This is a genomic window from Shewanella sp. SM68 (assembly GCF_025653925.1).
In the GTDB taxonomy this organism is placed as follows: domain Bacteria; phylum Pseudomonadota; class Gammaproteobacteria; order Enterobacterales; family Shewanellaceae; genus Shewanella; species Shewanella oncorhynchi.
The window spans coordinates 136,314-158,910 of record NZ_JAKKRU010000005.1 but is presented as its reverse complement, the minus strand read 5'-3'; the positions used below and the strand labels follow the sequence as shown (position 1 = coordinate 158,910).

Here is a 22,597-nt window from a genome sequence, read left to right as displayed (position 1 = left end):
CGCACTAGCTCAAAGCACACTGGCCAGTTGATATTTCAAGCTGATATAGTCAGTGCAAGAACGCCTAGCTTAAGGATATAAAATGGATTTTTTAGCACTGATCACTTCCCCATTGACCTCGGCACTGCCTGAACTCGCTAAGTCATGCCACAAAGATAAAACGTTATTAATCATGGTACTTGTCGGTTGCACTCTGTTTGCGGGCTTTATTGGAATGTTAGTCGCAATGGCAAATTAACTTGCAGTTAAGCCAACATGTCTATTAGTGTCGACTTAGTCTTTAGCAACGCATCTAGTGTATTTCGATGAAAAAAGCCTTTAACGCCGGCCTGTTATCCGCCTTTGTCGCCCCCGGCAGCGGCCATTTTTACCTAAAACATAAACGCTCGGCACTGGTATTTTTTAGCTTAGCGGTCGTGAGTCTTGTGCTGTTGCTATCGCAAATCTATCAAGTGGCGCAAGTCATCGCCTTAGATATTCAAAACGGCATCTTACCGCTAGATATCGGCGTAATTTCTGCCGAAATCACCCAACAAACCCAGACCACAATTGCCAATGCCAATGAACTGCTCTACGGCTTTATCCTCTGCTGGTTAGTGGCATTACTCGACAGTATTCGGCTTGGGCTTAAGCAAGATAAGCTGGATACACAAAGTAACCGCTAAATACCTTCTGACTCTTAGCGAGGCCGTAGCGACAAAAGCGATTTTGATATTGACCTAACATTTTTAATCCATTGAAAAATTGGATATTAACCTTTAGCTACCATGAAAATAACACCATAAACAGTCAAGATGGATGACGATATGTTAACTGAGCAACAACACAATTTTATCCTAAGTGAAGTGTCACAACCCGTGATTACCATTGCCCGTGAGGTTAATTTTGCCGAGCGCTATGCCTCCATGTTAGCGCGCTTTCCTAAGCTCCCTGGCGATTTTAATCCTAAGGTGCCGACGGAGCGTCAACAAATATTGGTTGCCCAGTTCCCTTACCCGATCCGCTTTTACAAAAGTGAGGGGGGGTATTACATGCTAAATGAGAAAAAGTTCGCCTACCCGCATATGACGCTTATGATGGAGATGCGGCAGTGGGTTCGCTTTCGTTTCAACCTATGGCGTGAAGATAAGCGCATCGGTGGCGGTTCTTATCAAGATATTGCCGTGGCGGAGCGATTAGCGCGAGGTGAAGAGATTGACTGGGACAAAGACTGGAATGTACCAAACTCCCCATGGTGCTATAACGAAGATCAATTACAAACGGTGCTAACCGAAAGTTTTGCACTATTTGATGACCTTTGTAAGCAATTACCTAAATAGTCACTTGAATTAATTGAGATATAGGCGGCTAAACAGGTTAACCGCCAAGGCATAAATTATTTAGGCCATGCTTGAATCAGGCTGTGGTAGCAAGAGACCAGTAAATCCGCCGCTTGGGCATAGTCGGGAATAGTTTCAGGGCAATAGAGGGCACAGTGACTACCCGCATTGCGCGCAGTTTGCAGATCAAACAGATAATCGCCCACATACAAGATCTCTGCGGGCGCGAGTTGCCACTGCTGGCAAATAAGATGAATACCTTCGGGATGCGGTTTAGGCTGCGCATCATAGCGCGTTAATACCAGTGCGATATCTATGCCGAGTTTATCGATAGTGATTTGCGCCGCTTCTGGCATATTGCGAGTCAAAATAGCCAAGGGCAGTGACTTGGCCCGTAGGCATTCGATAAGCTCCCTCGCGCCATCAATCCAACTGGCCTTGAGTGAACTTTGTCTTTCGTACTCATGGACAATGTCTAACGCTTGAGCACGAGCTTCACCCGTACTCAGACTCTCGACATGGGCCAAGATATCCGTACCAGAATGAATCCCCAACTCCCGCCGCAGCCCAGCAAAATCGGGATTAGAATGCGCTAAGGTGCCGTCGAGATCGAAGATGACCCCACGGATATCCTGAAGTTTTAATTCGCTGAGTCTAGTGATCACTGGCCTTTCCCATAGATAAAATGTCTGCGTTAGACAGCCTGCAAACGCTTCGCCTGACGATTACGGTACATAGGCAGCAATTGCACCACCATCACAGACACAATAATCACGCCAATCCCCAGCAGAGATAAACCATCTAATTCATCAGCGCGGAATACTTCTGGCCACCAGCCAAGGCTCACCACTAACGCGTGGCACTAAAGCTAAATACTGGCGTTAGGGCCAACATGGCACTGACCTGCGCCGTCGGCCAGTACTTCATCGACTGGCCAAAACAGCCATAGGCGATCAAGGTATTGGCGGCGCAAAACAGTGCTATCTGCCAATCGAAGCTGTCCATACGGACAAACTGACTAAAGTCGCTAAAGGGAGCCATTACGAAAATACCTAAGCCATAGATCACTAAGAGCACGTTCGCGGGCGACAAACGATTCAGTAAGGATTTTTGCAATAAGGCATAGCTAGTCCACGACAGTGCTGAGAACTGGATGATCATCACCCCAATCCAAACCTGATGATTATTAGCCCCAGAAAAATTTAAATTAGGATGGAAAAACATCAACATACCTAAAGCTAAGGTTGCAAAACAGCTGAGTTGCACTGCATTAAGTCGTTCCTTAAAAAACAACACACCACCAAACGCGAGGAAAAAGGGCGAAGTCTGGAAATTAAGTTGGGCGGCGCCGGGTGCGAGGTAATCGAGTGAGTAAACAAAAGACACATAATTGAGCATCAAGAAGATGCCAGCAAGCACTAACCTTAACCAAACTTTGGCATCGAGTGCTGCAAATTGCTTAAGACTACCTGCACTCCATTGGATCACTATGCTGACTAAAAGCGCGACCAGAAAACGAAACCAAGTAAGAGTCACAGGATCGATAAAGGCCGCAGAGAGCTTTAATGCTATAGGTAACATGCCCCAAAATAAAACCGCAACTGAGATGAACAGGAGCCCAAGCTGAGCATGATTATTTGCCTGAGGGGCGTTATGGCTAAGGTTCACGGAGGAGTCCAGTAGAAACCGCAAAATGGACAGCCATTCTGGCACTGAGCCAACACAATATCTAGCGGATCATCATGGAAACATTCGCGTTAGCTTGGATACTTTAGCTGACACTTATGTGAGGCAAGTTTCAGCATCTTACGATAATTGGAATATTGGCCGCACTCTTGATTCAACTGCAGCAGATTTACCCCGAAAGCCAACATTGGCATTTCCCGCGTTGCCAATAACCGAGTATATTTGGCCCATAAAAATGGCTTCTGCCACACACTCTCTAGGCCACTTCTTTTTAAGCTAACGCTTTAAATAGGAAAGTTAATGTTATCTACCGCCACGATCAAACAAGTTAAAACGCATATTAATACCGCAGCCAAAGAATTAGCCGAGCGCCGCGCAGCAGGCACGAGCGGCGATTTACTGATCCCAGAACTAAGGCCAACCAGCTTCGAACAGGCCTTCGCTATTCAACAAGCCGTAGCAGAAATATTTAAGGCAAGCGATAACAATCCTATCGCGGCGTGGAAATGCCTATTACCCACGGCGGAAAAAACCGTCGTAGCGCCTATTTATCAAGATGATGTGTATCAACAATCGACCACTTGCCCGCTCTATCCATCGACTAAAGGCCTGGCCCGAGTCGAACCCGAACTCGCCTTCGAGATTGCTCGCGATTTACCGCCAAGAAGCACACCTTACACAGAGGCTGAAATCGACGAGGCCTTAGGCCACACACGCTTAGCCTTGGAATTGATCAAAAGCCGCTACCACACACCCAGTGAAGCGACGCATTTTGATGCCCTCGCCGATGGCTTAGTCAATCAAGGACTGTGGTTAGGGCCAGTGCTTAATCCGCAAGAAGGTTTAGAAATGAGCTGTTTTGAACTCAGCGTTGATATTGCCAATGACGAGCACCAGCAAAGCGACACACTGCAAAAAACCGCCATTCATCCTAACGGTTTCCCTAAGGCGGGACTCTACTGGTTAGTTAACTTTTTATCCGCCCAAGGCATTGGCTTAACTCAAGGGCAATATGTGATCACAGGCTCCTACGCTGGCGTCCTTGATCTGCCATTGGCACAGGTCTGCAAATTTGAATACGGCGCGCTTGGACAGTTCGCCGTGACTTTCACAGCTAAGTGATTGCGACTTATAAAGCGACAAGGCACTGATAAATAAGCGAACTCAGTTTCAGCTGGGCTCGCTTATTTTCAATCTCAGTTCTCAGTGCTCAGTTATCTGCATTCACCACAAGCATCATTAACAAAAGCCAAACTAACTTGCCTCAAAATGTACACCTATGTATCATCTAAATTCATCAATAATAAGGATATATAGAATGTCACACGGAAAAATGCTGCCAATTGCCTGTCTTCTTGCCCTCACTTTAGGCACTTCTCTTAGCGTGCATGCCTCAGAAAATAGCTTTGCCAAAGCCTATAGTGACTATCAAGCCGCCGTAGAAAAAGGCGATGCTGCAAATATTGAAGCAAGCGCAAAAACCGCTTATCTACTCGGCGAAGCCCAATATGCCAAAGACAGTGTCGACTTAGCGAATCTCGCCATGAACTGGGCCAGCGCGATAGAAAAGCAAGTCGCCCCTTACCCATTTGCAGAAAAGAATCTGCCAAAAACGGCGAAGGCAAATGAGTTGTATCAGCTCGCTCTTGCAAACTATAAAGTTCATTATGGCAAAGAAGCGCTTGAGCTTATCGACCCCTTACTGGGGGCTGCACAAACCGCCGTTGAAGCCAAAGATGCGAAAAATGATTTGCTTACTGCTATCGCAATTGCTGAAAAATCCGATAAAAAGAAACTGCTCGCCGATGTAAAAATGGCCGCCTTCAACCGCTTATCAAATACAGAGCTATACACCAAAAGCGTAAGACGCTATGCCTTCGATGCCTATGATATTTATAAAGAGATTTTACCAGAGAACGCCATAGACAGAGTCAAGGCAACCTATGTGGTGGGTGCAGTTGAGTATGCAGAAAAGCATGATGACAAGGCGATGCCATTGCTTTTAGAAGTCGTGAAGCAGTTTGAAGCCCTTAACTTTAGCCATCCCTATGCCTTAAGTGCCCACGCTTATTTAGTCGAACTCTATGAGCGCCAAGGAAAGCGTGACGAGTCCACCGCCCACTGTATTGCTATCGGCAAAATGCGTCCTTGGGCCGACGCACAGGAACAACAACCTATTTTCCGTATCGTACCAGACTATCCAATGTCCTATGCTAAGCAACGTAAAAGTGGCTGGGTTCAGCTTAAATTTACTGTCGATGAACATGGGTTCGTGAAAAATCCTGAAATTTTAGCCTCTAAGGGTGGTGCTTTATTTGAAAAAGAGAGTATTGAAACCTTAAATAAATGGCGTTACGCACCCAAGTTTGAAAATGGTATAGCCGTGGAAGCACAAACTAGCGTGCAAATGGATTACACCATAAACTAATAGCCCGCTATTTCACCTCATAACCTAGCCCGTCGCTCACACTCGATGGGCTTTTTTCATCCTGCTCTGCAAGCTGCCCCAGACTTAACCCCTGCTTAAGTTGGATTAAACAAGCTTGGCAAATACACGCATCGGCAGACGGTAAAATATGGTTGATGACCCCTAGCGGCGAATCTGATGCTTGCGCTTGCAAGGCGGCCAAAGGTGGAAATGTTTGCAGAGCGCACCAACAGTCCTCAATACCCTTACCTAAAATCACAGCACATTGATTCGAGCCTTGGCACAGAGGGCAAATTTGCGCAGTTTCTAACTTAGGTTCTTCCAATGGCTGAGACACGGTAATCCTTATAGCAAGATAAGTTGTTATAGCGCGGAGATCATAATAGATTTTTGCAACTCAAACTTAATTGATTGGCACCAAAGTGAGACTTTAAAACTTTCCAAACTACGTTTGAATGCTTTAGTTAAAAAGTCGTGGGGCTTCACCCCTCAGGCTAATATTGGTGCTGTTTAGCACAATGCTATATTGATTGCGGCCTTACGGCCGAGATAAATCAAAGTCGTGGGTCTTCAACCCACACCCGACCAAGAGGGGATCAACAGCAATTCCCTCTTGGATCTCCCTTGCCGCCCCTAGCGAAGTTACATGCATTAGAGACTGGCCTTGGTCTTATGGATAAATTGCTATCGCTTCCGAAGGATGCGTCCCTGCACCTGCGAAAGCTAGCCGGTCATCCATGACCGGACTCACGCAATTTATTCCAACGCCCCGCGGCAACTTCGCAGGGGATGGTGAACTTCTGTAGTTTTAGTGTTGTCTGTGAATCCCAGAGATTTGTGTCTTTTCCATTTTTTAAAATTGGGTGTCCTGTTTTGTTGTTCAATAGTTTGTGCTCATCAAGTTATCTAACTTAAATGATATTTGGATGTATTTATTTGGCTCAGTGAACCGCATTCCTGCGTTATAGCAGTAGGGGTCACAGATGCGCACACGGTGAATACGGAAGGCGAGTTGAAATCACGTTAATTTTATGACTTTTTGAATTCTTTAAAGAATTCATCCTGTCTTTCAAATTGAGCGTTTAATTCTTCTTCAGTGATATCAGGCAGAGAGTCATACCAATGCTGTATTGATCTGATATTTGTATCTGTTTCTTTTATTCTAGCTATAAGCTTCTGAAAATTATCTGGTATCAAGCAGGCTAAATTTTCAGCTTGGACTGGACTATAAAACCCCGACATTGGTGGATTAATGCCAAATTTACGCTCCATGTCAAAACCTACTAAAAGTACAGGATTGCTTAATGCAACCGTAAGGGCTATTAATTCAACTGTTTTCAGGTAGTAAGAAAGACTCTGGCTACATGCTTTCTTATCAAATTGCGGGACGCCCATTCCATTTATATGCCGAAACCTTGGAGATATGATGTTGAAGCTATTTTCCAAGCCGTTTACATGAATGACATTACAGATATCCCAATAATGCTCTAATAAAACGTCTGTCCATGACTCGTCATTATCTTGGTCATACTGCGGAGTTGCCTTTTTTAGTGCACTTAACGCACGCTTAAAATTTGGTGTACCGTTATCTGAAACCGAATGCATCCACTTTTTTGCCTTTTCTGACTCAGTACTATCCAAGACAAAAAAACTGCCCGCTACTACGAGTTCTAAAGCTCTCCTTAAAGAATCAAAAGCATTTTTGTAGTTGCCCTGAAAGATCACCGTCAAACAACTATCCAACTCCTGTACCGCTTCAACCCACGGGAAAATGCTTACTTTTTCTAAGTGATCGACTCTTGCCGTAGGAGCTTCCATTAACTCATGCGTACAAAATGACTCAGCTTGCTCAAGCTTTTCGAGGTTTGGATAGTCATTATAGATATAGTTAGATGTCTCTGTAATAACACTTTCCAAACTAGAGAGCAGTATATCTCGTCTAGCGTTAAAACTTTCTTTTGGTAGGTTGAATGGATTCAAGGTCAACTCTTGTTAATAAATTTGACGTGCTACATACGATAACTGAAAAGATAGTTATCCACCAAAAATTAGAGTTCAATACTTTCCAAATCAGTTGATATTTTCTATCAATAAAGAAATACAGCAAGGTGTAACAAACCTTTGTTTAACCTGGTTAAAAAACTTGCAAATCAGTTTATTATGAAACACAGGAAGTGTTAACCCACCCCGATATATTTTGCCCACTCAAGATAGTTTAATGAGCCACCCATGGCTAAATTCTCTGTGTACTTTAATGATGCTAATGCTCAAAAGGCGAGTCATGGTGATTTGCGAGACGACCGTCCGCCCCATGGACGGGGCGGTCGAGCATCCACGGATGGACTGGCTGCGTGTCGGTGAGCGAATACCATGACAAGCCGATACTAGCGGGCTAAACCACTAAGTATTAATACCCTGAAATCACAGAGCGCTCAGTAGAATTGACCAACACATATTTGACCAATAAAAAAGCCAGCAAAGCTAAATGCTTACTGGCTTTTCTGTCTAACTTATTTACTCGCTTTATAACATCACACGAGCACTTAATCTCAGCGGCTCAACTATGACTTCTTAGGAAAAATCGGATAGGACTCAGTGCCTAACACTTTGCCATCAACAGTGAGACCATAGTAATCGCTGTCATTATGGTATTTCTCCTGCGCTTGCTTCACATCACCCTTGTTACGTGGGTCCTGCGGACGCTCGTGGGAGTTGATGTAAGCGGCAACATCCCAAGCCTGTTGGTTCGTCAACTGCATACTCTTACCAAAGGGCATATTTTCATAAATGAAAAATGCGGCAGTATTGACCCTGTGCATTCCCGCTCCCCAGTTATAACTTTGAGATCCCCACAGCGGCGGCAGTGCATACACACCCGCAATGGCTTGACCTTGCCCATCAACACCATGGCAAGTTTGGCAATGGGCGACATACACGGCTTTACCTCGTTCAGGTGAATAGGCTTGTTCGGGTTTTGGGATCTCAGGATAAGCGCGACCCGGCAAGTTAGCACGTTGCTCAACTGTCATCGCCTTAGCTAATGCCTCTGGTAGTGGGAAGTCATCCCGCTTTGCACCTTTGACTAACTCAGCATCACTGATCTCAGGAACAGGGCCACTGATATTAGCCTCATCCATCAAGCCGCCCATGCCTAACCAATAAGCGTAGGCAGAAAGCGCCACTAACTCAGGGCTACCTGATGCAGGGGCTTTACCATTCATCGAATAGTTAAAACAGCCTTGGATACGTTCTTCAAAGCTACTGACTTTATTGTCTTTTTTACGATACGCCGGATAAGCAAAATACGCACCCCAAAGGGGTGATGCATTGGCTTTACGGCCTGCATCCATATGGCAATTGGTACAGTTAAGCTCATTACCCACATACTTATCACGCAGCTGTTGGGTATTCACAAACAGTTGATAACCTAAACGCACTTTGTCACCAAAGGCGCCTTCGGGAATCGCACTCAAAGGTCTAGGGGTAAGATAGGTTTGATCTGCTACCTTAGGGAAAGAAGGCAGCGGAGCTTGCTTATCTGGGCGTTCTTGTACTGGCTCAGTTTCAGCTTGCGCCTGAACGGTTAACGACCCCATCGCGGCCAGTAATAACATTGCGGAATATTTCATGGCCGGCTCCTTATTTTAAATTAGCAAAGTAGTTGGCTAACGCATCAATCTCGGCGACGGTGAGCTTATTCGCGACGCTCCCCATCATGCCATCGACGTCACCTTTACGTGTGCCCGACTGCCATGCCAATAATTGCGTTTTGATATAACTCGCCTGTTGACCTGCTAAGCGAGGAAATAAGCCGCCACCTAATGCAGAAGGACCATGGCAGGTCACGCAGGCTGGTAAACCACGGGACCAATCACCTTGATAGGCTAAACGGGCGGTATCGTCATTAAAAACAACTTGTTCACCGCGGATAACAGGCTTGACGTCATTGGCAGGCTTTACTGAAAAATAGCTCGACACTTGCTCAATACCATCACCTTGGAGCGTCATTGCCATCGGCATCATGGTCGCGTTTTGGCGAACGCCCGCTTGGAAATGCTGCAATTGTGTCGAGATATATTCTTTAGATAATCCCGCTAATCGAGGGCCGAGTGGTTCAATACCCTCACCCCCGGCCCCATGGCAAGACACACATAACTGCGCAGCTTGTGGCATAACGTTCATCGATTGTTTGTCAGAAGGCTCGGCGGCAGCGGCATAGCCGCTACATAGCGTTAAGCCTATGACTAATGTTTTAATCTTCATGTTCTATCCTTGAAGAGAATTAAGCTCTAAAGCATAGGGGTTATTGTTATTTATGTTTGTGCTCACACACTAAACCCATTTTAAAATCAGCCGCTCATTTTTAAAACAGCCAATAAATGAGACTTAACATTCATTAAGAGTCACTTATTGTTCAATTCAAACGGGATAAATTTACCTTACTCTGTACAAGGTTAAGCTGCAAGCCTTCAAGACTTAATGGCCTGCTCAATAACCAAATCGCGTCGATTCGAAACGATTCAATAACTTATGTATCAAATAGCATAAAAGTAACGTGCCAACGATAGCGATTAAAATACTGCTCACTCGGTATAAGGCACTGAAGATTAAGTCGTTACCTGGGGTCAAATACTGCCCAAACAAAATCCCTAACGTGGTCATAGCACCAAAACCCACGCCAGAGCCATTCGCCTCGCGCACATGGGCTTGGCTAAAAATCATCAGTCCAATCCACAACAAGGGGACAACTAACAGCAATAGCCCTGACCAATCATAGAGCAGCAACTGCACGAATATCCCAAACGACACCCCCAACAGGGTGCCTATGGCGCGCTTACGGGCATAGTCGAGTGCACCATTCCAATGCATGGGAAACAATAGCAAAAGAGTGGTCGCTTGAGCCGACATCGAATCCCGCAGATCAAATATTTGAAACACCAGAAATGATGCCGTCGCTATGGTCGCACCGAGCAAGGCTTCGTGGCGCATTCGATGCGGCGCCTTAGGCCCAGGTTTGTAAGCCGCTCTTGGTTCCACATCGGGCCAGAGTGCCGTCATAGCGTAGGCGATAACAACTGACAGTGCTGTCGCCCAAAAGTTACTGAAAACTAAGTCGTTTAAGTCAACGCCGGGATAGCTGGCAAAGTGCAGCATGATACTGAGACTCAGCACACCGTTGGCACCAAAGAGAAACAAACTGCCGCGGGACATGGCCGCAAAGCGATATAAAAATAATAGGAAAACGATAGGAGTCATCATGCCGGGATGGCTGCCAAAGAAACCGCTGAGTAACCCAACCTCTAACCCAGCCATGGCAGATGAAGCTAATAATTGGCGCATAGCATGGCCATTCATCACTGGCACTAATCCGAGTAGTAGCATAGGTGTCACAGTGAAGAAGACTCCATTGCTCCAACCAAAAATTTTACACAGGGTAAAACCTAAGGTCGCGCCAGTCGCAATCCGTAAACACTGGCGTAAATCGTTGGCCGTCAATGGGCTATGGCGTAGTAACATGCTCGTCGCCTTGTTCTATCGATACATTAAATGAGGATGTTTAGCTGGCTTATGCTGCGTTCACACTTATGTTGCTTTGAAGCGTTCACTCAAGCGACTCGTGGCAAATACAAACCACCGCGAGTCACTCGTGCTCGTCAACACAGATAAGTACTGATGGATATGCCGATAAATATGCTGGCAAATACGCTAGTAAACATTCTAGTAAATAGGCTAGTAAATATAGTGCAGCAGGCTGATTGCTTTAATTTGCACCTTAGCGAGCAAGCTAAACAGACTATTCTCGGGCAGCAGTTGCACGGTCGCGCGCGCACCCGCAGGTAAGCTGTTCATTGCCATACCATCTAACACTAGATGTAATCTCAATCTTTGGGCATCACGTACCCAACGGTCCGATTCCTGTGGCGCGGCTAAACGGCCATTGGCATCGAATTGCCCAGCACTCACGCCCGCATCGACACTGCTCACCGTCGCCCGATATAAACGCCCAGGTTCGCCATCGAACGCAATCAAAGCGGTCGAAGTAGCATTCACGCCACGCAGACTCTTCTCGCGAAAATCGGCAATAATATCCACTTTATCCGATACCACAGCCAACAGAGGTTGCCCCACGGTCGCAAAACTCCCGACTTCTAACTGCAGGTTAGTCACTATCCCATCCTGATCTGCACGTATTTGGGTATAAGACAGATTAAGCTCGGCTTGGGCTAAATGGTTTTGCGCCTGACGCACTTTAAGATTCTCTTCGCCATAACTGCCACGACTCACTTTGAGTTTTTCTAAACGCGCATTGGCGGCAAGCAAATTGGCTTCTGCTGCTGCGGCATCGCTATCGGCTAGCTCCTTTTGCTGCTGCGATACACCATGGGTGGCATACAGGGCATCGAGACGTTTAGCCTCGCTGCGTTTTTGTTGTGAGGTGGTTTTATTGGCATTGACCTCGGCCTTAGCAGCCAATAGCGAGGCATCTAACTCAGCATTATCTTGACGGGCTTGCTCTAAGGCCAATTTAGCCTGCGATACCGCTAACTCATAGGGTGCGGGATCGACTTGAAACAACAAATCACCCTTGGCAACCGCTTGGTTATTGGTCACGGCTATGGTCTGGATTTTACCGCTGATCTGCGGTGTCACTTTCGTCACTACACGGGTCGCCATGGCTTGAGGCGTCAATGGCATCATAGTGTCGGCCAGCATGAAATAGCCAAAAACCATCACAAAGCCAAACATGGCAAATTTTACTAAACGGGCAAACTGTTGATCCGGTGTCATCTTCTTTCTCACAAAAGGGTGTCTGTAACCTTGGTTAATTTGGCGCTTGCGTTGTCGCTGATCAGGCTAATAATGCGTTCAAATTCGCTCAACTCTTCAGCACTGATCCCGCCTAATAACTCACGGCGCACTTGAATAATCCGCGCTTCCATTTGCTTTAAAACATCTAATCCCGCTGGCGTCAGGCTCACAATCCTTGCCCGCTTATCTTTGTCACAGCAATGACGCTCGACTAGACCTTGCTCTTCTAATTGCCCTAAGGTGCGCATTAGCGAAGCCAATTCAATTTCTAAGGCATCGGCCAATACTTTCTGGCTCACGCTGTCACCTAAACGCAGCAGTTTCCAAAGGGCAGTCCAACGGGGATGAGTTAATCCTAAAGGTGCCAGCTCAACATCGGCCACGGTACGCCACAGTCGATGCAGACGGCCTAAATGCTCCGCCAGTGATAACTCTTTTAGTCGCTCTAATTCTTTTTGCATCTTGCTCACCTATTTAGTTAGCGTGCTAAGCATTATACTTAGTTAGCAGGCTAAGTAAATATTTAGGTCACAAATAGATCTGTGTCCAAGGGCACGAAACGAGCGTAAGAGGGAATAAATAACTTAAAAAGGTTCGCGCCCTCTCAAATCTTATCAAGTTGTATCTCTATAATATCAAACGGATAAATTGAGTTGATTTGCACATGAATTGGAGGCTGTTTTGATAAATCTAAAAATTAGTACGAGGATCGTTATTGGGATCTGTCTATTACTGTTAACAGTAATGAGCTTTATCATGCCGCTCGTTCTCTCTGAATTCAGTCGCCAAGTTGCAGAATCCGAGCAAAGAGAACTCCATAAGATCTATGAAACCGCTGTTGCCGAGATAGCCTCATCGGGCAAATTAGCCGAAGCAATGGCAACTATCATCTCACTCACGCCAGAAGTTCAAAGCACCTTTGCAACAGGTGAACGTGATGAACTCACCGCCCGTACCTTACCTATATTTACTCAACTAAAGCGCGATTTTGCGGTTCAGCAATTCCAATTTCATAGGCCACCTGCCACTTCTTTTCTACGCTTGCATCGTCCCGAAAAATTTGGCGATGATCTCACCAGCATACGCAAGACCATAGTGGAAACAAATAGCCAAAAGCGCCCTCTTTATGGCTTGGAATATGGAGTGGAAGGATTAGGTATTCGTGGTTTAGTTCCAATGAGTTACAACGGGCAACACACAGGATCAGTTGAGTTTGGCATGTCCTTCGGTCAACCCTTTTTTGATAATTTTAAACAAGCCTATCAAGCAGAAATTGCCCTCATCTTGCCAGATGATTCTGGATATAAGTTATTTGGCGCGACATTCACGCCTGATACCCAAGCGACAGATGAACTCAATAACGTCATGCAAGGCCATGAAGTCATACGCACTATTTCCTTAAATAACAAAACCTACGCCCTATATCGCCACGCCATAAAAGATTACTCAGGAAACGTGTTTGGCGTACTCGATATTGCGATGGATAGAACCCATTCAGAACAAGCGATAGCGGATATTCGCCTTAAGTTGATCCTTATCGGTTTAGTAGCTCTGGTCATTGGAACCGCCATTGCTTGGTTTATTGCCAAAGGGATTACTCGCCCTATCGCTGAAACCACCCAAGCCATGAATGATATCGCTGAAGGTGAAGGCGATTTAACCCGCCGAATCGCGGTAAAAGGTAAGGATGAAATTGCTGAATTATCGATGGCATTCAACCGCTTTGTAGAAAAAATTCACAACACAGTTTCCCACGTCGCCGACTCAACAAGCCTGCTCGCCACCTCTGCTGAAGAAATGTCGAGCATTACGCGGGAAACCCAGAAGATGGCGAGTCGTCAGCACCTCGAAACCGAGCAAGTTGCCACCGCAATGAATGAAATGGCCGCAACAGTACAAGAAGTTGCCCATAACGCTACCGATGCGGCCGATGCCGCCAATCATGCCAATGATTCAACCGAACAAGGCAAATTGGTTGTACAAAAAGTAGTAACCACTATCGCCATATTGGCCGAGGAAATAGCCACAGCAGCGAGTGAAATCAATGAATTAGAGCGTAATACCGCTGAAATCGATTCTGTGCTTGTGGTTATCCGTAATATTGCCGACCAAACTAATTTACTCGCACTCAATGCGGCAATTGAAGCCGCAAGGGCGGGAGAACAAGGTCGAGGATTTGCGGTCGTTGCCGATGAAGTACGCACTCTGGCGAGCCGCACTCAAGCATCTACGACGGAAATTCAGCAGATGATCGAAGCGCTTCAGCATAAAGCTAAGTCCACAGTCAATGCGATGGAAACCAGCACCCGCACCACCCAAAGCTGTGTATCCCAAGTTCACCAAGCGGGTGAAGCACTCGAAGCCATTACCCATGCGGTTTCCACCATTAGCCAGATGAATATCCAGATCGCCAGCGCTGCAAATGAGCAATGTGCGGTTTCGGCAGAGATTAATAAAAATGTTAATAACATCAATGATATTGCGACCAATGCGACAGATAGTGCGGTACAAACTGCACGCGCTGGCGATGAACTTGCCCAACTCGCAGCCCGTTTAACAACGTTATTGGCTCAATTCAAAATTTAAAGCACAGAAAAACAAAACGCCGCATTCTCTGCGGCGTTTTTATTAGCTTATTTTATAAAGTTTTATTTAGGACGCACGCCTAAAGTGTGGCAAATCGCGTAGGTCAATTCGGCGCGATTTAAGGTGTAAAAATGGAAATCCTTCACGCCTTCGCGGGACAGCACTTTCACCATGTCGATGGCCACGTTTGCCCCCACCAATTGGCGTGTACCCGCATCGTTTTCTAGACCGTCGAATTGCTTATGTAACCAATTCGGTAACGACACATTGGTCATGCCCGCGAAACGTTTTAGCTGGGTAAAGTTAGTCACAGGTAAAATGCCCGGCACAATTTCAACGTCGATACCGGCGGCAACGCAGCGATCACGAAAACGCAGGTAAGATTCCACATCGAAGAAAAATTGGGTAATAGCACGGCTGGCACCCGCATCAATCTTGCGCTTAAGGTTGATCAAATCCGCCTGTGCATTGCTCGCATCGGGATGCACTTCTGGATAAGCCGCAACTGAAATATCAAAGTCAGCCACAGAGCGCAGTAAACGCACTAAATCGACCGCAAAACGGGTTGGCTTGGGGCTGCCCGCAGGTAAATCACCACGCAGTGCCACTATGTCACGAATGCCCGATTTCCAGTAATGTTTGGCCAGTTCTAATAACTCTTCATCGCTGGCATCCACTAAGGTTAAGTGCGGCGCGGCAACGAGGTCGGTTTCCTGTTGGATACGTTCAATCACGCCATGGGTGCGGTCGCGAACACCTGAGTTAGCACCGTAAGTCACAGACACAAACTTAGGATTCAGCGGCTCTAAACGACGGATAGAGTTCCACAGGATCTGTTCCATTTCGGGGGTCGATGGCGGGAAAAACTCAAAAGAAACATTAATATCGCCATTAAGCTCAGACAAGCTCTGGTTCAGCGATTGTGAATGTTGTGCGTGATGAAAAGCCATGTGTATTTCCTCAACCGCCCTTGGCGCTACTCTTTGCTAGTATGAATTAGTTCAAATGGACGTTTGGACGTCTATATGTCCATATACTAGAGAAACTGAGATGTAAGTCAAGCCCAAAAATACCCATAAACCGCATTTAATCTTGGTTAATTTGATAGATTTATTCTAGCCAATAAAAAAGGACTCGAATGAGTCCTTTAAGAGGCTTGATACCGCGTTATTCCTGCAGCAGATCGCGACAGATCTGGGTCAGATCCGACTGCACCGCCGCCGCGGTCACTTCGCGTCCAGCGCCCGGTCCACGGATGATCAGCGGATTACCTTGGTAGAAGACACTGCGGATCACAAACACATTATCACCAGGGGTTAAGTTGGCGTAAGGGTGATGGGTATCAATCCACTGCAAGCCCACTTCGGCCTTAAGCTCTGGGCCGCTGTTGTCTAAGGATGCCACATATCTAAGCACCTTATTTTGCTCCGCCGCCGCACCATACTGTTGCAGCAGATCGGCATCTAACTCGACAATACGGGTGAGAAATTGATCTAAGGGAATATCCGCCAAAGCGGCTGGTACGAGTGAGCGCAGTTCAATATCTTCGAGCTCGATTTCAAGGCCAATCTCACGGGCTAAGATAAGCAGTTTACGCTGCATATCGCGGCCGGAGAGATCGTCGCGGGGATCGGGTTCAGTAATGCCTAAGCCTCTGGCTTCAATCACTAATTCTGAAAATGGCTTGCTAGTATCGTATTTCTCAAACAACCAACACAGGGTGCCGGAGAAAATCCCGCCTACCGCTTCAACGCTATCACCGCTGTTACGCAGATCATTTAGCGCATGTTGGATGGGTAAACCTGCGCCACAGCTGGCGTTATAGCGCCAAAACAAACGACGATTACCCAGTTGCTGCTTTAACTCTCGATAGAAAGGCAGTGGACCCGAGCCCGCAAGTTTATTCGCGCTCACCACATGGATGCCACGCTCGAACAGTTCTGGATATTGCAGCGTCAAACTGGCGCTGGCACTGATATCTAAGGCCACCAGCTCATCGCAGTTAACTTGCTCTAATTGCTCGAATAAATGTTCATACTGCCAAGGCGTGGCTTCAGTATTAAACTCTGTTTGCCACGCGGCAAGATTAATCCCAGTGGATTTAATCAAGGCTTTACTCGAACTGACCAAACCGACTAACTCAACACTGGCTTCGAGTTCATGGTCCAATGATGGTGAAACCGACTTAAACAGATCGATCCAAGCCTCACCGATATTACCCACACCGAGCAGCAGGACACCAATGCGTTTACGCGGGCCAGCGCAGCGGCGGTGAACTTTTTGGGTTAACAGATTCACCTGTGACTGGGGCACTAACGTCACTAAACTTAAATCGCCACTGAACAAAGGTTTAGCATCACGGCTCAGTAAACGGGCGAAGCTGCGGCGATAATGTTCGGCGTCGGCACTCACTAATGCGACTAAACCAAAATCTGTGTTGATCTGCTGATCACTGATCCCTAATGCTTCTGCCTCGGCATCGAGTAATCTTTGAACTTGTTTTTGATTCTCAGCGGTATAGGCAAGTTCAACCCTTTGATGGGCAGAGGTCCAATGGGCCAATGGCGTTAAACCCGCGGCGATCAATAAATCTAATAAACGGGTTAACTCACCCGTGAGTTTAAAGCCGAACAGGACAACAGCATTGAGATTAGTCACCACAGGCGCGCTCGCCGACGAACTGTGGGGCGCGATTAAGGTAAAGTCGGTGTGGGACGCATAACTTGAACGCACCGCTAAGCTCACTTCGGTATTGAATAACGGCTGCAAAGTGCGCGAATGCAATACTGGCGAGCCTAAACGCGCTAGGCGATCGGCTTCGGCAAGTGACATGCTTTTCAGTAACTTGGCATCGTTGATTTTATTAGGATCGGCGTTGAACACCCCTTCCACATCGGTCCAAATGGTCACGCGCTCGATATCAGCGAGACTCGCAATCAGGCTGGCGCTAAAATCTGAACCATTACGACCAAGTAACAAGGTATCGCCACGCTCGTTAGCGCAGATAAAGCCGGTGATCACCAGCCGTTCATTTGGGTGGGCGGCTAATAGGGCTTGTACTTTAGCGCGGGATTCTTGTACCCGAATTTGCGGCACAGCGGCTTCATCGGCCACTAAAATTGAACAGGCATCCACATGGCTTGCCGCCACGCCAGATTCGCGCAGTAGCGCCGCCATTAAACGTGCCGACCAACGTTCGCCAAAGCTTACCACATGGTTGATTTGGTATTCATTGCGCTCATCTAAGGACAACAAGCTGATGAGTTGCGCTTTATCAGTGGCCAAACGCTCACGCAGATCGCGGGCTTGTTCATTCGACAACAACTGCTCAATCAACCCCTGTTGGTAGCTGATCAGCACTTGTAATTCTTCTTGCCATAGCTGACCCGCATCACGCAGCGCTAATAATTTATACAGGAAATTCGTGCTTTTACCCGCCGCAGAGACCACCACGAGATCATCACTATGACCGTGGGTTAACAGGATATGGGCGACTCGGCGATAACAATCGGCATCCGCTAAACTGGAGCCACCAAATTTATGTAAGTGACAACGTGCCATCTATTATTCCTCTACTGACAAGCCGCAACGGCGGCTAATCCTGCTTGAATATCTGCAACTAAATCGGCGGCATCTTCAATACCCACCGATAGACGCAATAGGGTGTCCTTAATACCAGCCTCGAAGCGCGCCTGCGGCTCCATGGCTCTGTGGGTCATAGTTGCGGGCACTGCCACTAAACTTTCGATGCCACCTAAACTTTCCGCCACACTAAATAAGCTGAGTGCACCTAAAAAGGCCACCACTTCGGCCTCGCCGCCTTTGAGCTCAAAGCTCAGCATAGCGCCAAAGCCCTGTTGTTGCTTGGCCGCAATGGCGTGACCTGGGTGATCCGCAAGACCTGGATAATAGACTTTGCTCACCACAGGGCTTTGCGTTAATACCTCAATAATACGCTGGGCATTGGTTTGATGCTCGCGAATACGCACAGCTAAGGTACGTAGGCCGCGCAGGGTCAGATAACTGTCGAAGGCCGACCCCGTTAAGCCTAGAGTGTTCGACCACCAATGTAAGCTTTCGCCGATTTGCGCGTCTTTGGCGACCACAGCGCCGCCGACCACATCGCTATGACCATTGATATATTTAGTGGTGGAGTGGATAACGATATCCGCGCCTAACAATAGGGGTTGTTGCAATATTGGCGATAAAAAAGTGTTATCGACCACCACCAGCGCGCCGACACCATGGCTCGCCTTAGCAATGGCTTCGATATCCACCACACGCAATAACGGGTTCGATGGGGTTTCGAGCCACACCATCTTAGGATTCTGCGCAATGGCGGCGGCTAACGCTTGGCTGTCGGTTTGGTCGACCACAATCAGCTTAAACTGGCCTTTCTTCGCCAAGTTGGTAAATAAACGGTAGGAACCACCATAGCAATCATGGGGCACAACTAATAAGTCATCGGGGCCGAGCAAAGTAGTCACTAAGGTGATGGCCGCCATGCCAGTGCAGGTCACTATGCCAGTGGCACCCTTTTCTAATTGCGCTAATGCTTCGCCTAAAATGCAGCGCGTTGGGTTGCCTGAACGACTGTAATCGAATTCGCGGGGATTTTTATGACCATCGAAGGCGTAATTAGTCGACAAATAAATCGGTGGCACAACTGCGCCATATTGAGTATCGCTTTCGATACCCTGACGCACTGCCAGTGTGGCTAATTGACGCTCTGCCATGGGTGGACTCCTAAATTCGATAGACTGATAGAGATGTCTGGACGTCTAAATGTACCTAAGCCCAACGCCATCGTCAATAGGCGTGAAGACGTTTAGACGTCTGAACATAAAGAAATCTGTTTGCAATCACAAAGAAATAGTAGCAATAATTTGACTGTTCTTTGTAAGGGTTTAAAATCTGCCCCGAATTTAGCGTTATAACAGGTGAGTCAATGACTGAATGGAATGGGGAATACATCAGCCCCTATGCTGAACATGGCAAGAAGAATGAACAAGTAAAAAAAATTACTGTGTCTATTCCGCTCAAAGTGCTTAAGGTCCTCACGGACGAACGTACTCGTCGTCAGGTCAATAATTTGCGTCACGCCACCAACAGCGAGCTGTTGTGTGAGGCATTTTTGCACGCCTACACTGGCCAGCCATTGCCCAACGATGAAGATCTGTCAAAAGATAACCCAGACAGTATTCCCGCCGAAGCCAAGTTGTTAATGGATCAAATGGGAATAGAGTGGGAAGACATGGAATAACGACTCGTCGCTTTCAAAGTCATATCACAGTGCTCATCAATAGGGATCGTTAACGATCCCTTTTTGTTTATACCCAAGCGACTTCAAACTTTAAATTTCACTATCTTGAGTTGGTTTGGGATATAGGAAATCCTATGTTTTCTATGATAGATCCACAGACACTCGCCTTAGCCTCGCTGGTCGTGTTTCTGGGCGCCTTAACCCAAAGTCTGATTGGGTTTGGACTTGCGGTTGTCGCCAGTCCTTTGCTGTATATCGTCGATCCACAACTTGTACCTGCGCCTGTTATTGCTATGGGTTTCTCCATCGCCCTGCTGACCTTAGTGCGTGAACGCGGTCACTTAGAATTCAATGGCTTGCAATATGCGCTCATAGGTCGCGTGCCCGGCGGTTTTATCGGCGCGAGCCTGTTGCTGTTTGCGCCTCAGCCCATACTGGGTTTATCCATCGCCGCCATTGTGACTGTCGCAGTGATCCTCAGCCTGTATAAATTCAGCCTGCCAGTGAATAAGAAAACCCTCTTCGGTGCAGGTGTGGTTTCAGGGATCTTCGGCAATATCGCCGCGATTGGTGGCCCACCGATGGCGATTTTGTTGGCAGGCAAAGATGCCTCGCAGTTTCGCGCAGCCCTGTCGGCCTTCTTCATTTTTAGCTCCATGATTGCACTGATCATTTTAGCGATCACTGGCTTATTAGAATTAAAACATCTGTGGCTGTCGTTGATGCTGCTCCCCTCAGTGATTTTAGGTTACTTAGTCGCAGGACGATTAGTGGGCCGTGTCGATAAAGAGAAGACAAAAATGGCGACGTTAGTCCTGTGCAGTATCAGCGCCTTAGTGCTAACGGTGAAGTCGGTTATCGAGTTATTACCCCAATAAGCGTCCTGCTTGTACTGGCAAACCTTCTCAAGATTCAAACAATAAAAAAGCACTGACATTGCCAGTGCTTTTTCTTTATCTATCAATATGTAAAGCCAGATTACACTCAGCTTAAATAGCTTTGCCCTGCGTACACAATAAAGTGTCTTAAGGCGAGTACGCCCGTTAAGCTCGCACAAGCCACCATGATCATCGCCCCCTTAGTGTGGCGAGTCGCGGCGGGTAGCAGCATAAACAGCAATGGAATACCAAAACCTATACCGACAACGCCTATCCAGAACACGCTTGCCCATAGCCCAGAAGTTAACGATGCTAAGGCCGCAGCCGCCGCGCCGCCCTTGAAGTACAAGGCGCAGAACAACATGAACAGGAACAGGATTTCAATCGCCATCACAGGCAATTCTAAACCGTGCATCTTCACTAAGGTTTTGTCGTGGCTGTCCGTCTTAAACATCAGCAACGCCAGTACCGCATTTGCCGCAGCGCCCGCCGATAGACCTGACACTAAAAACAGCGCAGGCAGTACCGCAGTGTTGAGCATAGGATAGGCATTCATCGCCGAAATTAAGAAGCCAGTGTAAGCCCCTACGCCAATGGCGAGGACAAACAACAATACTTCAATCAGCTTTCGAAATGGCATAAGTAACTTAGCGATAGGTGTTAGGAAACCCAAACCCCATTTTGGTAAGTCATTCCGCAGCACAATAATGGCGTATGCAAAGGCCAAGGGAGAATAGGCCAGCAGCGCCAGCACCCCGATTGCCATAACTGACTGGAAGTTATAGTGAATTAAGATCAGCCAAAAGTGGAATGGTTTGGTTAAATCAAACACTAAGCAAGCTAAACCTAAGCTAATTGCCACAGGTCCAATAATCGCTGCCGCCTTAAGAATGCTGCTTTCAGCTCCCGCGCTGAGTTCCTTATTCGCCCAGCGCAAACCAATGCCAATCAGTAAACTGCCCGCGGATAAACCCGCCATAAACAGGTAAACGGCGATGACCCAGTGCCAAGTGACAGGATCATATTGCGCCATGTCGCCCCAAGTATTGTTCATAATCAAATCCCCCCTCTTTTGGTAGGAACGCGATATACCCTAGGTTTAGTGCCCAAATGGGTTTTATCTTGGTAAGTGATTTTAGTGTTGAGCATGATGGCCACTTCACTGCTTGGATCATTAGCATCACCAAACACTAAGGCATCGGTTGGACACACAGTCACACACGCTGGCTCTTCGCCCCGTGCTAAACGACTGTCTTTACAGAAGTTACACTTATCCGCGGCCTTGGTTTCTGGGTTCATAAAGCGCACTTTATAAGGGCACGCTGCCACACAGTACATACAACCGACACACTTCTCGGTATGGATAGAGATAATGCCATCTTCACCCACATAGGCCGCGCCTGTTGGGCACACTTTAACGCAGGGTGCATCTTCACATTGCTGGCAAGATACCCTGTGATATTTGAAATGCAGATTGGGCATCTCACCAAAGGGGCCTTCCACACGCACTTGCAGACGAGTTACGCCTTCGGGTACGCCATTTTCACTGCGACACGCCACGTTACAAGCTTGGCAGCCGATGCACTTATTCTCGTCGTGCACCATTACATATCGTTTATTCATTTAA

Annotated in this window: 22 protein-coding genes and 1 pseudogene; 9 read left to right on the top strand and 14 right to left on the bottom strand. The window is 47.1% G+C overall.

What is annotated here, in order from left to right:
* Positions 1-82: 82 nt before the first annotated feature.
* From L5M40_RS10505 to L5M40_RS10495, 3 genes are all read left to right on the top strand, one after another.
* A complete protein-coding gene (locus tag L5M40_RS10505; protein WP_173247071.1) occupies positions 83-238 on the top strand; it encodes a hypothetical protein in 156 nt (51 codons plus the stop codon).
* Between the two features lie 67 nt (positions 239-305).
* Positions 306-665, top strand: coding sequence for a hypothetical protein (locus L5M40_RS10500; protein ID WP_168825605.1), 360 nt, complete (start codon positions 306-308; stop codon positions 663-665).
* A 141-nt stretch (positions 666-806) separates the two neighbouring features.
* The gene (locus tag L5M40_RS10495; RefSeq protein ID WP_219253678.1) at positions 807-1,319 is read left to right on the top strand and encodes a hypothetical protein; all 513 of its coding nucleotides are present in this window, start codon (positions 807-809) and stop codon (positions 1,317-1,319) included.
* Positions 1,320-1,375: 56 nt separating this feature from the next.
* On the opposite strand, the gene L5M40_RS10490 is transcribed toward L5M40_RS10495, so the two are convergent.
* The gene (locus L5M40_RS10490; RefSeq protein WP_263176442.1) at positions 1,376-1,984 is read right to left on the bottom strand and encodes an HAD family hydrolase; all 609 of its coding nucleotides are present in this window, start codon (positions 1,982-1,984) and stop codon (positions 1,376-1,378) included.
* A gap of 29 nt (positions 1,985-2,013) precedes the next feature.
* Positions 2,014-2,987 (bottom strand): annotated as a pseudogene (locus L5M40_RS10485) (DMT family transporter).
* 318 nt (positions 2,988-3,305) lie between these two features.
* Here L5M40_RS10485 and L5M40_RS10480 point away from each other — a divergent pair.
* The gene (locus L5M40_RS10480; protein WP_263176444.1) at positions 3,306-4,127 is read left to right on the top strand and encodes a hydratase; all 822 of its coding nucleotides are present in this window, start codon (positions 3,306-3,308) and stop codon (positions 4,125-4,127) included.
* Between the two features lie 196 nt (positions 4,128-4,323).
* Entirely contained in the window at positions 4,324-5,433 is a 1,110-nt protein-coding gene (locus L5M40_RS10475; protein WP_263176445.1) for an energy transducer TonB, read from the top strand.
* A 7-nt stretch (positions 5,434-5,440) separates the two neighbouring features.
* Here the strand turns inward: L5M40_RS10475 and L5M40_RS10470 are convergent, their stop codons facing one another.
* Positions 5,441-5,770, bottom strand: coding sequence for a cysteine-rich CWC family protein (locus L5M40_RS10470; protein WP_263176446.1), 330 nt, complete (start codon positions 5,768-5,770; stop codon positions 5,441-5,443).
* 692 nt (positions 5,771-6,462) lie between these two features.
* Entirely contained in the window at positions 6,463-7,413 is a 951-nt protein-coding gene (locus tag L5M40_RS10465) for a hypothetical protein (RefSeq protein ID WP_168825619.1), read from the bottom strand.
* Between the two features lie 249 nt (positions 7,414-7,662).
* Here L5M40_RS10465 and L5M40_RS10460 point away from each other — a divergent pair, with 249 nt between their 5' ends.
* Positions 7,663-7,794: a hypothetical protein gene (locus L5M40_RS10460; protein ID WP_263256641.1), complete on the top strand. Its 132-nt coding sequence runs from the start codon at positions 7,663-7,665 to the stop codon at positions 7,792-7,794.
* Positions 7,795-7,994: 200 nt separating this feature from the next.
* On the opposite strand, the gene L5M40_RS10455 is transcribed toward L5M40_RS10460, so the two are convergent.
* The 5 genes from L5M40_RS10455 to slyA all read right to left on the bottom strand — a co-directional run bounded on the left by L5M40_RS10455 (position 7,995) and on the right by slyA (position 12,704).
* Positions 7,995-9,062 carry a c-type cytochrome gene (locus L5M40_RS10455; protein WP_263256639.1) on the bottom strand — a complete coding sequence of 356 codons (1,068 nt, stop codon included), beginning with the start codon at positions 9,060-9,062 and terminating at the stop codon, positions 7,995-7,997.
* Between the two features lie 10 nt (positions 9,063-9,072).
* Positions 9,073-9,696 carry a c-type cytochrome gene (locus L5M40_RS10450; RefSeq protein WP_263256637.1) on the bottom strand — a complete coding sequence of 208 codons (624 nt, stop codon included), beginning with the start codon at positions 9,694-9,696 and terminating at the stop codon, positions 9,073-9,075.
* Between the two features lie 225 nt (positions 9,697-9,921).
* On the bottom strand, positions 9,922-10,950 hold the full coding sequence (locus tag L5M40_RS10445) for a DUF2955 domain-containing protein (RefSeq protein WP_263177525.1): 1,029 nt from the start codon (positions 10,948-10,950) through the stop codon (positions 9,922-9,924).
* Positions 10,951-11,163: 213 nt separating this feature from the next.
* On the bottom strand, positions 11,164-12,222 hold the full coding sequence (locus L5M40_RS10440; RefSeq protein WP_263177523.1) for an HlyD family secretion protein: 1,059 nt from the start codon (positions 12,220-12,222) through the stop codon (positions 11,164-11,166).
* An 8-nt stretch (positions 12,223-12,230) separates the two neighbouring features.
* Positions 12,231-12,704 carry a transcriptional regulator SlyA gene (gene slyA, locus L5M40_RS10435; protein ID WP_105251323.1) on the bottom strand — a complete coding sequence of 158 codons (474 nt, stop codon included), beginning with the start codon at positions 12,702-12,704 and terminating at the stop codon, positions 12,231-12,233.
* Positions 12,705-12,927: 223 nt separating this feature from the next.
* On the opposite strand from slyA, the gene L5M40_RS10430 reads away from it, so the two are divergent.
* Positions 12,928-14,829 (top strand): methyl-accepting chemotaxis protein, encoded by a 1,902-nt coding sequence (locus L5M40_RS10430; protein WP_263186146.1) that lies wholly within the window; start codon positions 12,928-12,930, stop codon positions 14,827-14,829.
* Between the two features lie 62 nt (positions 14,830-14,891).
* Here the strand turns inward: L5M40_RS10430 and metF are convergent, their stop codons facing one another.
* The 3 genes from metF to metB form a co-directional block, all read right to left on the bottom strand.
* Positions 14,892-15,779, bottom strand: a complete 888-nt coding sequence (metF, locus tag L5M40_RS10425; RefSeq protein ID WP_012088154.1) for a methylenetetrahydrofolate reductase — start codon at positions 15,777-15,779, stop codon at positions 14,892-14,894.
* A gap of 217 nt (positions 15,780-15,996) precedes the next feature.
* Positions 15,997-18,390: a bifunctional aspartate kinase/homoserine dehydrogenase II gene (locus L5M40_RS10420; RefSeq protein WP_263256635.1), complete on the bottom strand. Its 2,394-nt coding sequence runs from the start codon at positions 18,388-18,390 to the stop codon at positions 15,997-15,999.
* Positions 18,391-18,401: 11 nt separating this feature from the next.
* Positions 18,402-19,565, bottom strand: a complete 1,164-nt coding sequence (gene metB / locus L5M40_RS10415) for a cystathionine gamma-synthase (protein WP_263256633.1) — start codon at positions 19,563-19,565, stop codon at positions 18,402-18,404.
* A 212-nt stretch (positions 19,566-19,777) separates the two neighbouring features.
* Here metB and metJ point away from each other — a divergent pair, with 212 nt between their 5' ends.
* Both metJ and L5M40_RS10405 read left to right on the top strand, forming a co-directional pair.
* Complete coding sequence (metJ, locus tag L5M40_RS10410; RefSeq protein WP_105251319.1) at positions 19,778-20,092, top strand: met regulon transcriptional regulator MetJ; 315 nt, start codon at positions 19,778-19,780, stop codon at positions 20,090-20,092.
* 134 nt (positions 20,093-20,226) lie between these two features.
* Positions 20,227-20,970: a sulfite exporter TauE/SafE family protein gene (locus L5M40_RS10405; RefSeq protein ID WP_131524361.1), complete on the top strand. Its 744-nt coding sequence runs from the start codon at positions 20,227-20,229 to the stop codon at positions 20,968-20,970.
* Positions 20,971-21,076: 106 nt separating this feature from the next.
* Here the strand turns inward: L5M40_RS10405 and nrfD are convergent, their stop codons facing one another.
* Positions 21,077-22,024, bottom strand: coding sequence for an NrfD/PsrC family molybdoenzyme membrane anchor subunit (nrfD, locus tag L5M40_RS10400; RefSeq protein ID WP_263256631.1), 948 nt, complete (start codon positions 22,022-22,024; stop codon positions 21,077-21,079).
* A gap of 2 nt (positions 22,025-22,026) precedes the next feature.
* Positions 22,027-22,593, bottom strand: a complete 567-nt coding sequence (locus L5M40_RS10395; RefSeq protein ID WP_198573398.1) for a 4Fe-4S dicluster domain-containing protein — start codon at positions 22,591-22,593, stop codon at positions 22,027-22,029.
* Positions 22,594-22,597 lie beyond the last annotated feature (4 nt).

Excerpts from the sequence above, each read along its gene's own strand:
- L5M40_RS10505 (WP_173247071.1), top strand. The coding sequence starts at position 83 with ATGGATTTTTTAGCACTGATCACTTCCCCATTGACCTCGGCACTGCCT.
- L5M40_RS10500 (WP_168825605.1), top strand. The coding sequence starts at position 306 with ATGAAAAAAGCCTTTAACGCCGGCCTGTTATCCGCCTTTGTCGCCCCC.
- L5M40_RS10495 (WP_219253678.1), top strand. The coding sequence starts at position 807 with ATGTTAACTGAGCAACAACACAATTTTATCCTAAGTGAAGTGTCACAA.
- L5M40_RS10480 (WP_263176444.1), top strand. The coding sequence starts at position 3,306 with ATGTTATCTACCGCCACGATCAAACAAGTTAAAACGCATATTAATACC.
- L5M40_RS10475 (WP_263176445.1), top strand. The coding sequence starts at position 4,324 with ATGTCACACGGAAAAATGCTGCCAATTGCCTGTCTTCTTGCCCTCACT.
- L5M40_RS10460 (WP_263256641.1), top strand. The coding sequence starts at position 7,663 with ATGGCTAAATTCTCTGTGTACTTTAATGATGCTAATGCTCAAAAGGCG.
- L5M40_RS10455 (WP_263256639.1), bottom strand. The coding sequence starts at position 9,062 with ATGAAATATTCCGCAATGTTATTACTGGCCGCGATGGGGTCGTTAACC.
- L5M40_RS10450 (WP_263256637.1), bottom strand. The coding sequence starts at position 9,696 with ATGAAGATTAAAACATTAGTCATAGGCTTAACGCTATGTAGCGGCTAT.
- L5M40_RS10445 (WP_263177525.1), bottom strand. The coding sequence starts at position 10,950 with ATGTTACTACGCCATAGCCCATTGACGGCCAACGATTTACGCCAGTGT.
- L5M40_RS10440 (WP_263177523.1), bottom strand. The coding sequence starts at position 12,222 with ATGACACCGGATCAACAGTTTGCCCGTTTAGTAAAATTTGCCATGTTT.
- slyA (WP_105251323.1), bottom strand. The coding sequence starts at position 12,704 with ATGCAAAAAGAATTAGAGCGACTAAAAGAGTTATCACTGGCGGAGCAT.
- metF (WP_012088154.1), bottom strand. The coding sequence starts at position 15,779 with ATGGCTTTTCATCACGCACAACATTCACAATCGCTGAACCAGAGCTTG.
- L5M40_RS10420 (WP_263256635.1), bottom strand. The coding sequence starts at position 18,390 with ATGGCACGTTGTCACTTACATAAATTTGGTGGCTCCAGTTTAGCGGAT.
- metB (WP_263256633.1), bottom strand. The coding sequence starts at position 19,565 with ATGGCAGAGCGTCAATTAGCCACACTGGCAGTGCGTCAGGGTATCGAA.
- metJ (WP_105251319.1), top strand. The coding sequence starts at position 19,778 with ATGACTGAATGGAATGGGGAATACATCAGCCCCTATGCTGAACATGGC.
- L5M40_RS10405 (WP_131524361.1), top strand. The coding sequence starts at position 20,227 with ATGTTTTCTATGATAGATCCACAGACACTCGCCTTAGCCTCGCTGGTC.
- nrfD (WP_263256631.1), bottom strand. The coding sequence starts at position 22,024 with ATGAACAATACTTGGGGCGACATGGCGCAATATGATCCTGTCACTTGG.
- L5M40_RS10395 (WP_198573398.1), bottom strand. The coding sequence starts at position 22,593 with ATGAATAAACGATATGTAATGGTGCACGACGAGAATAAGTGCATCGGC.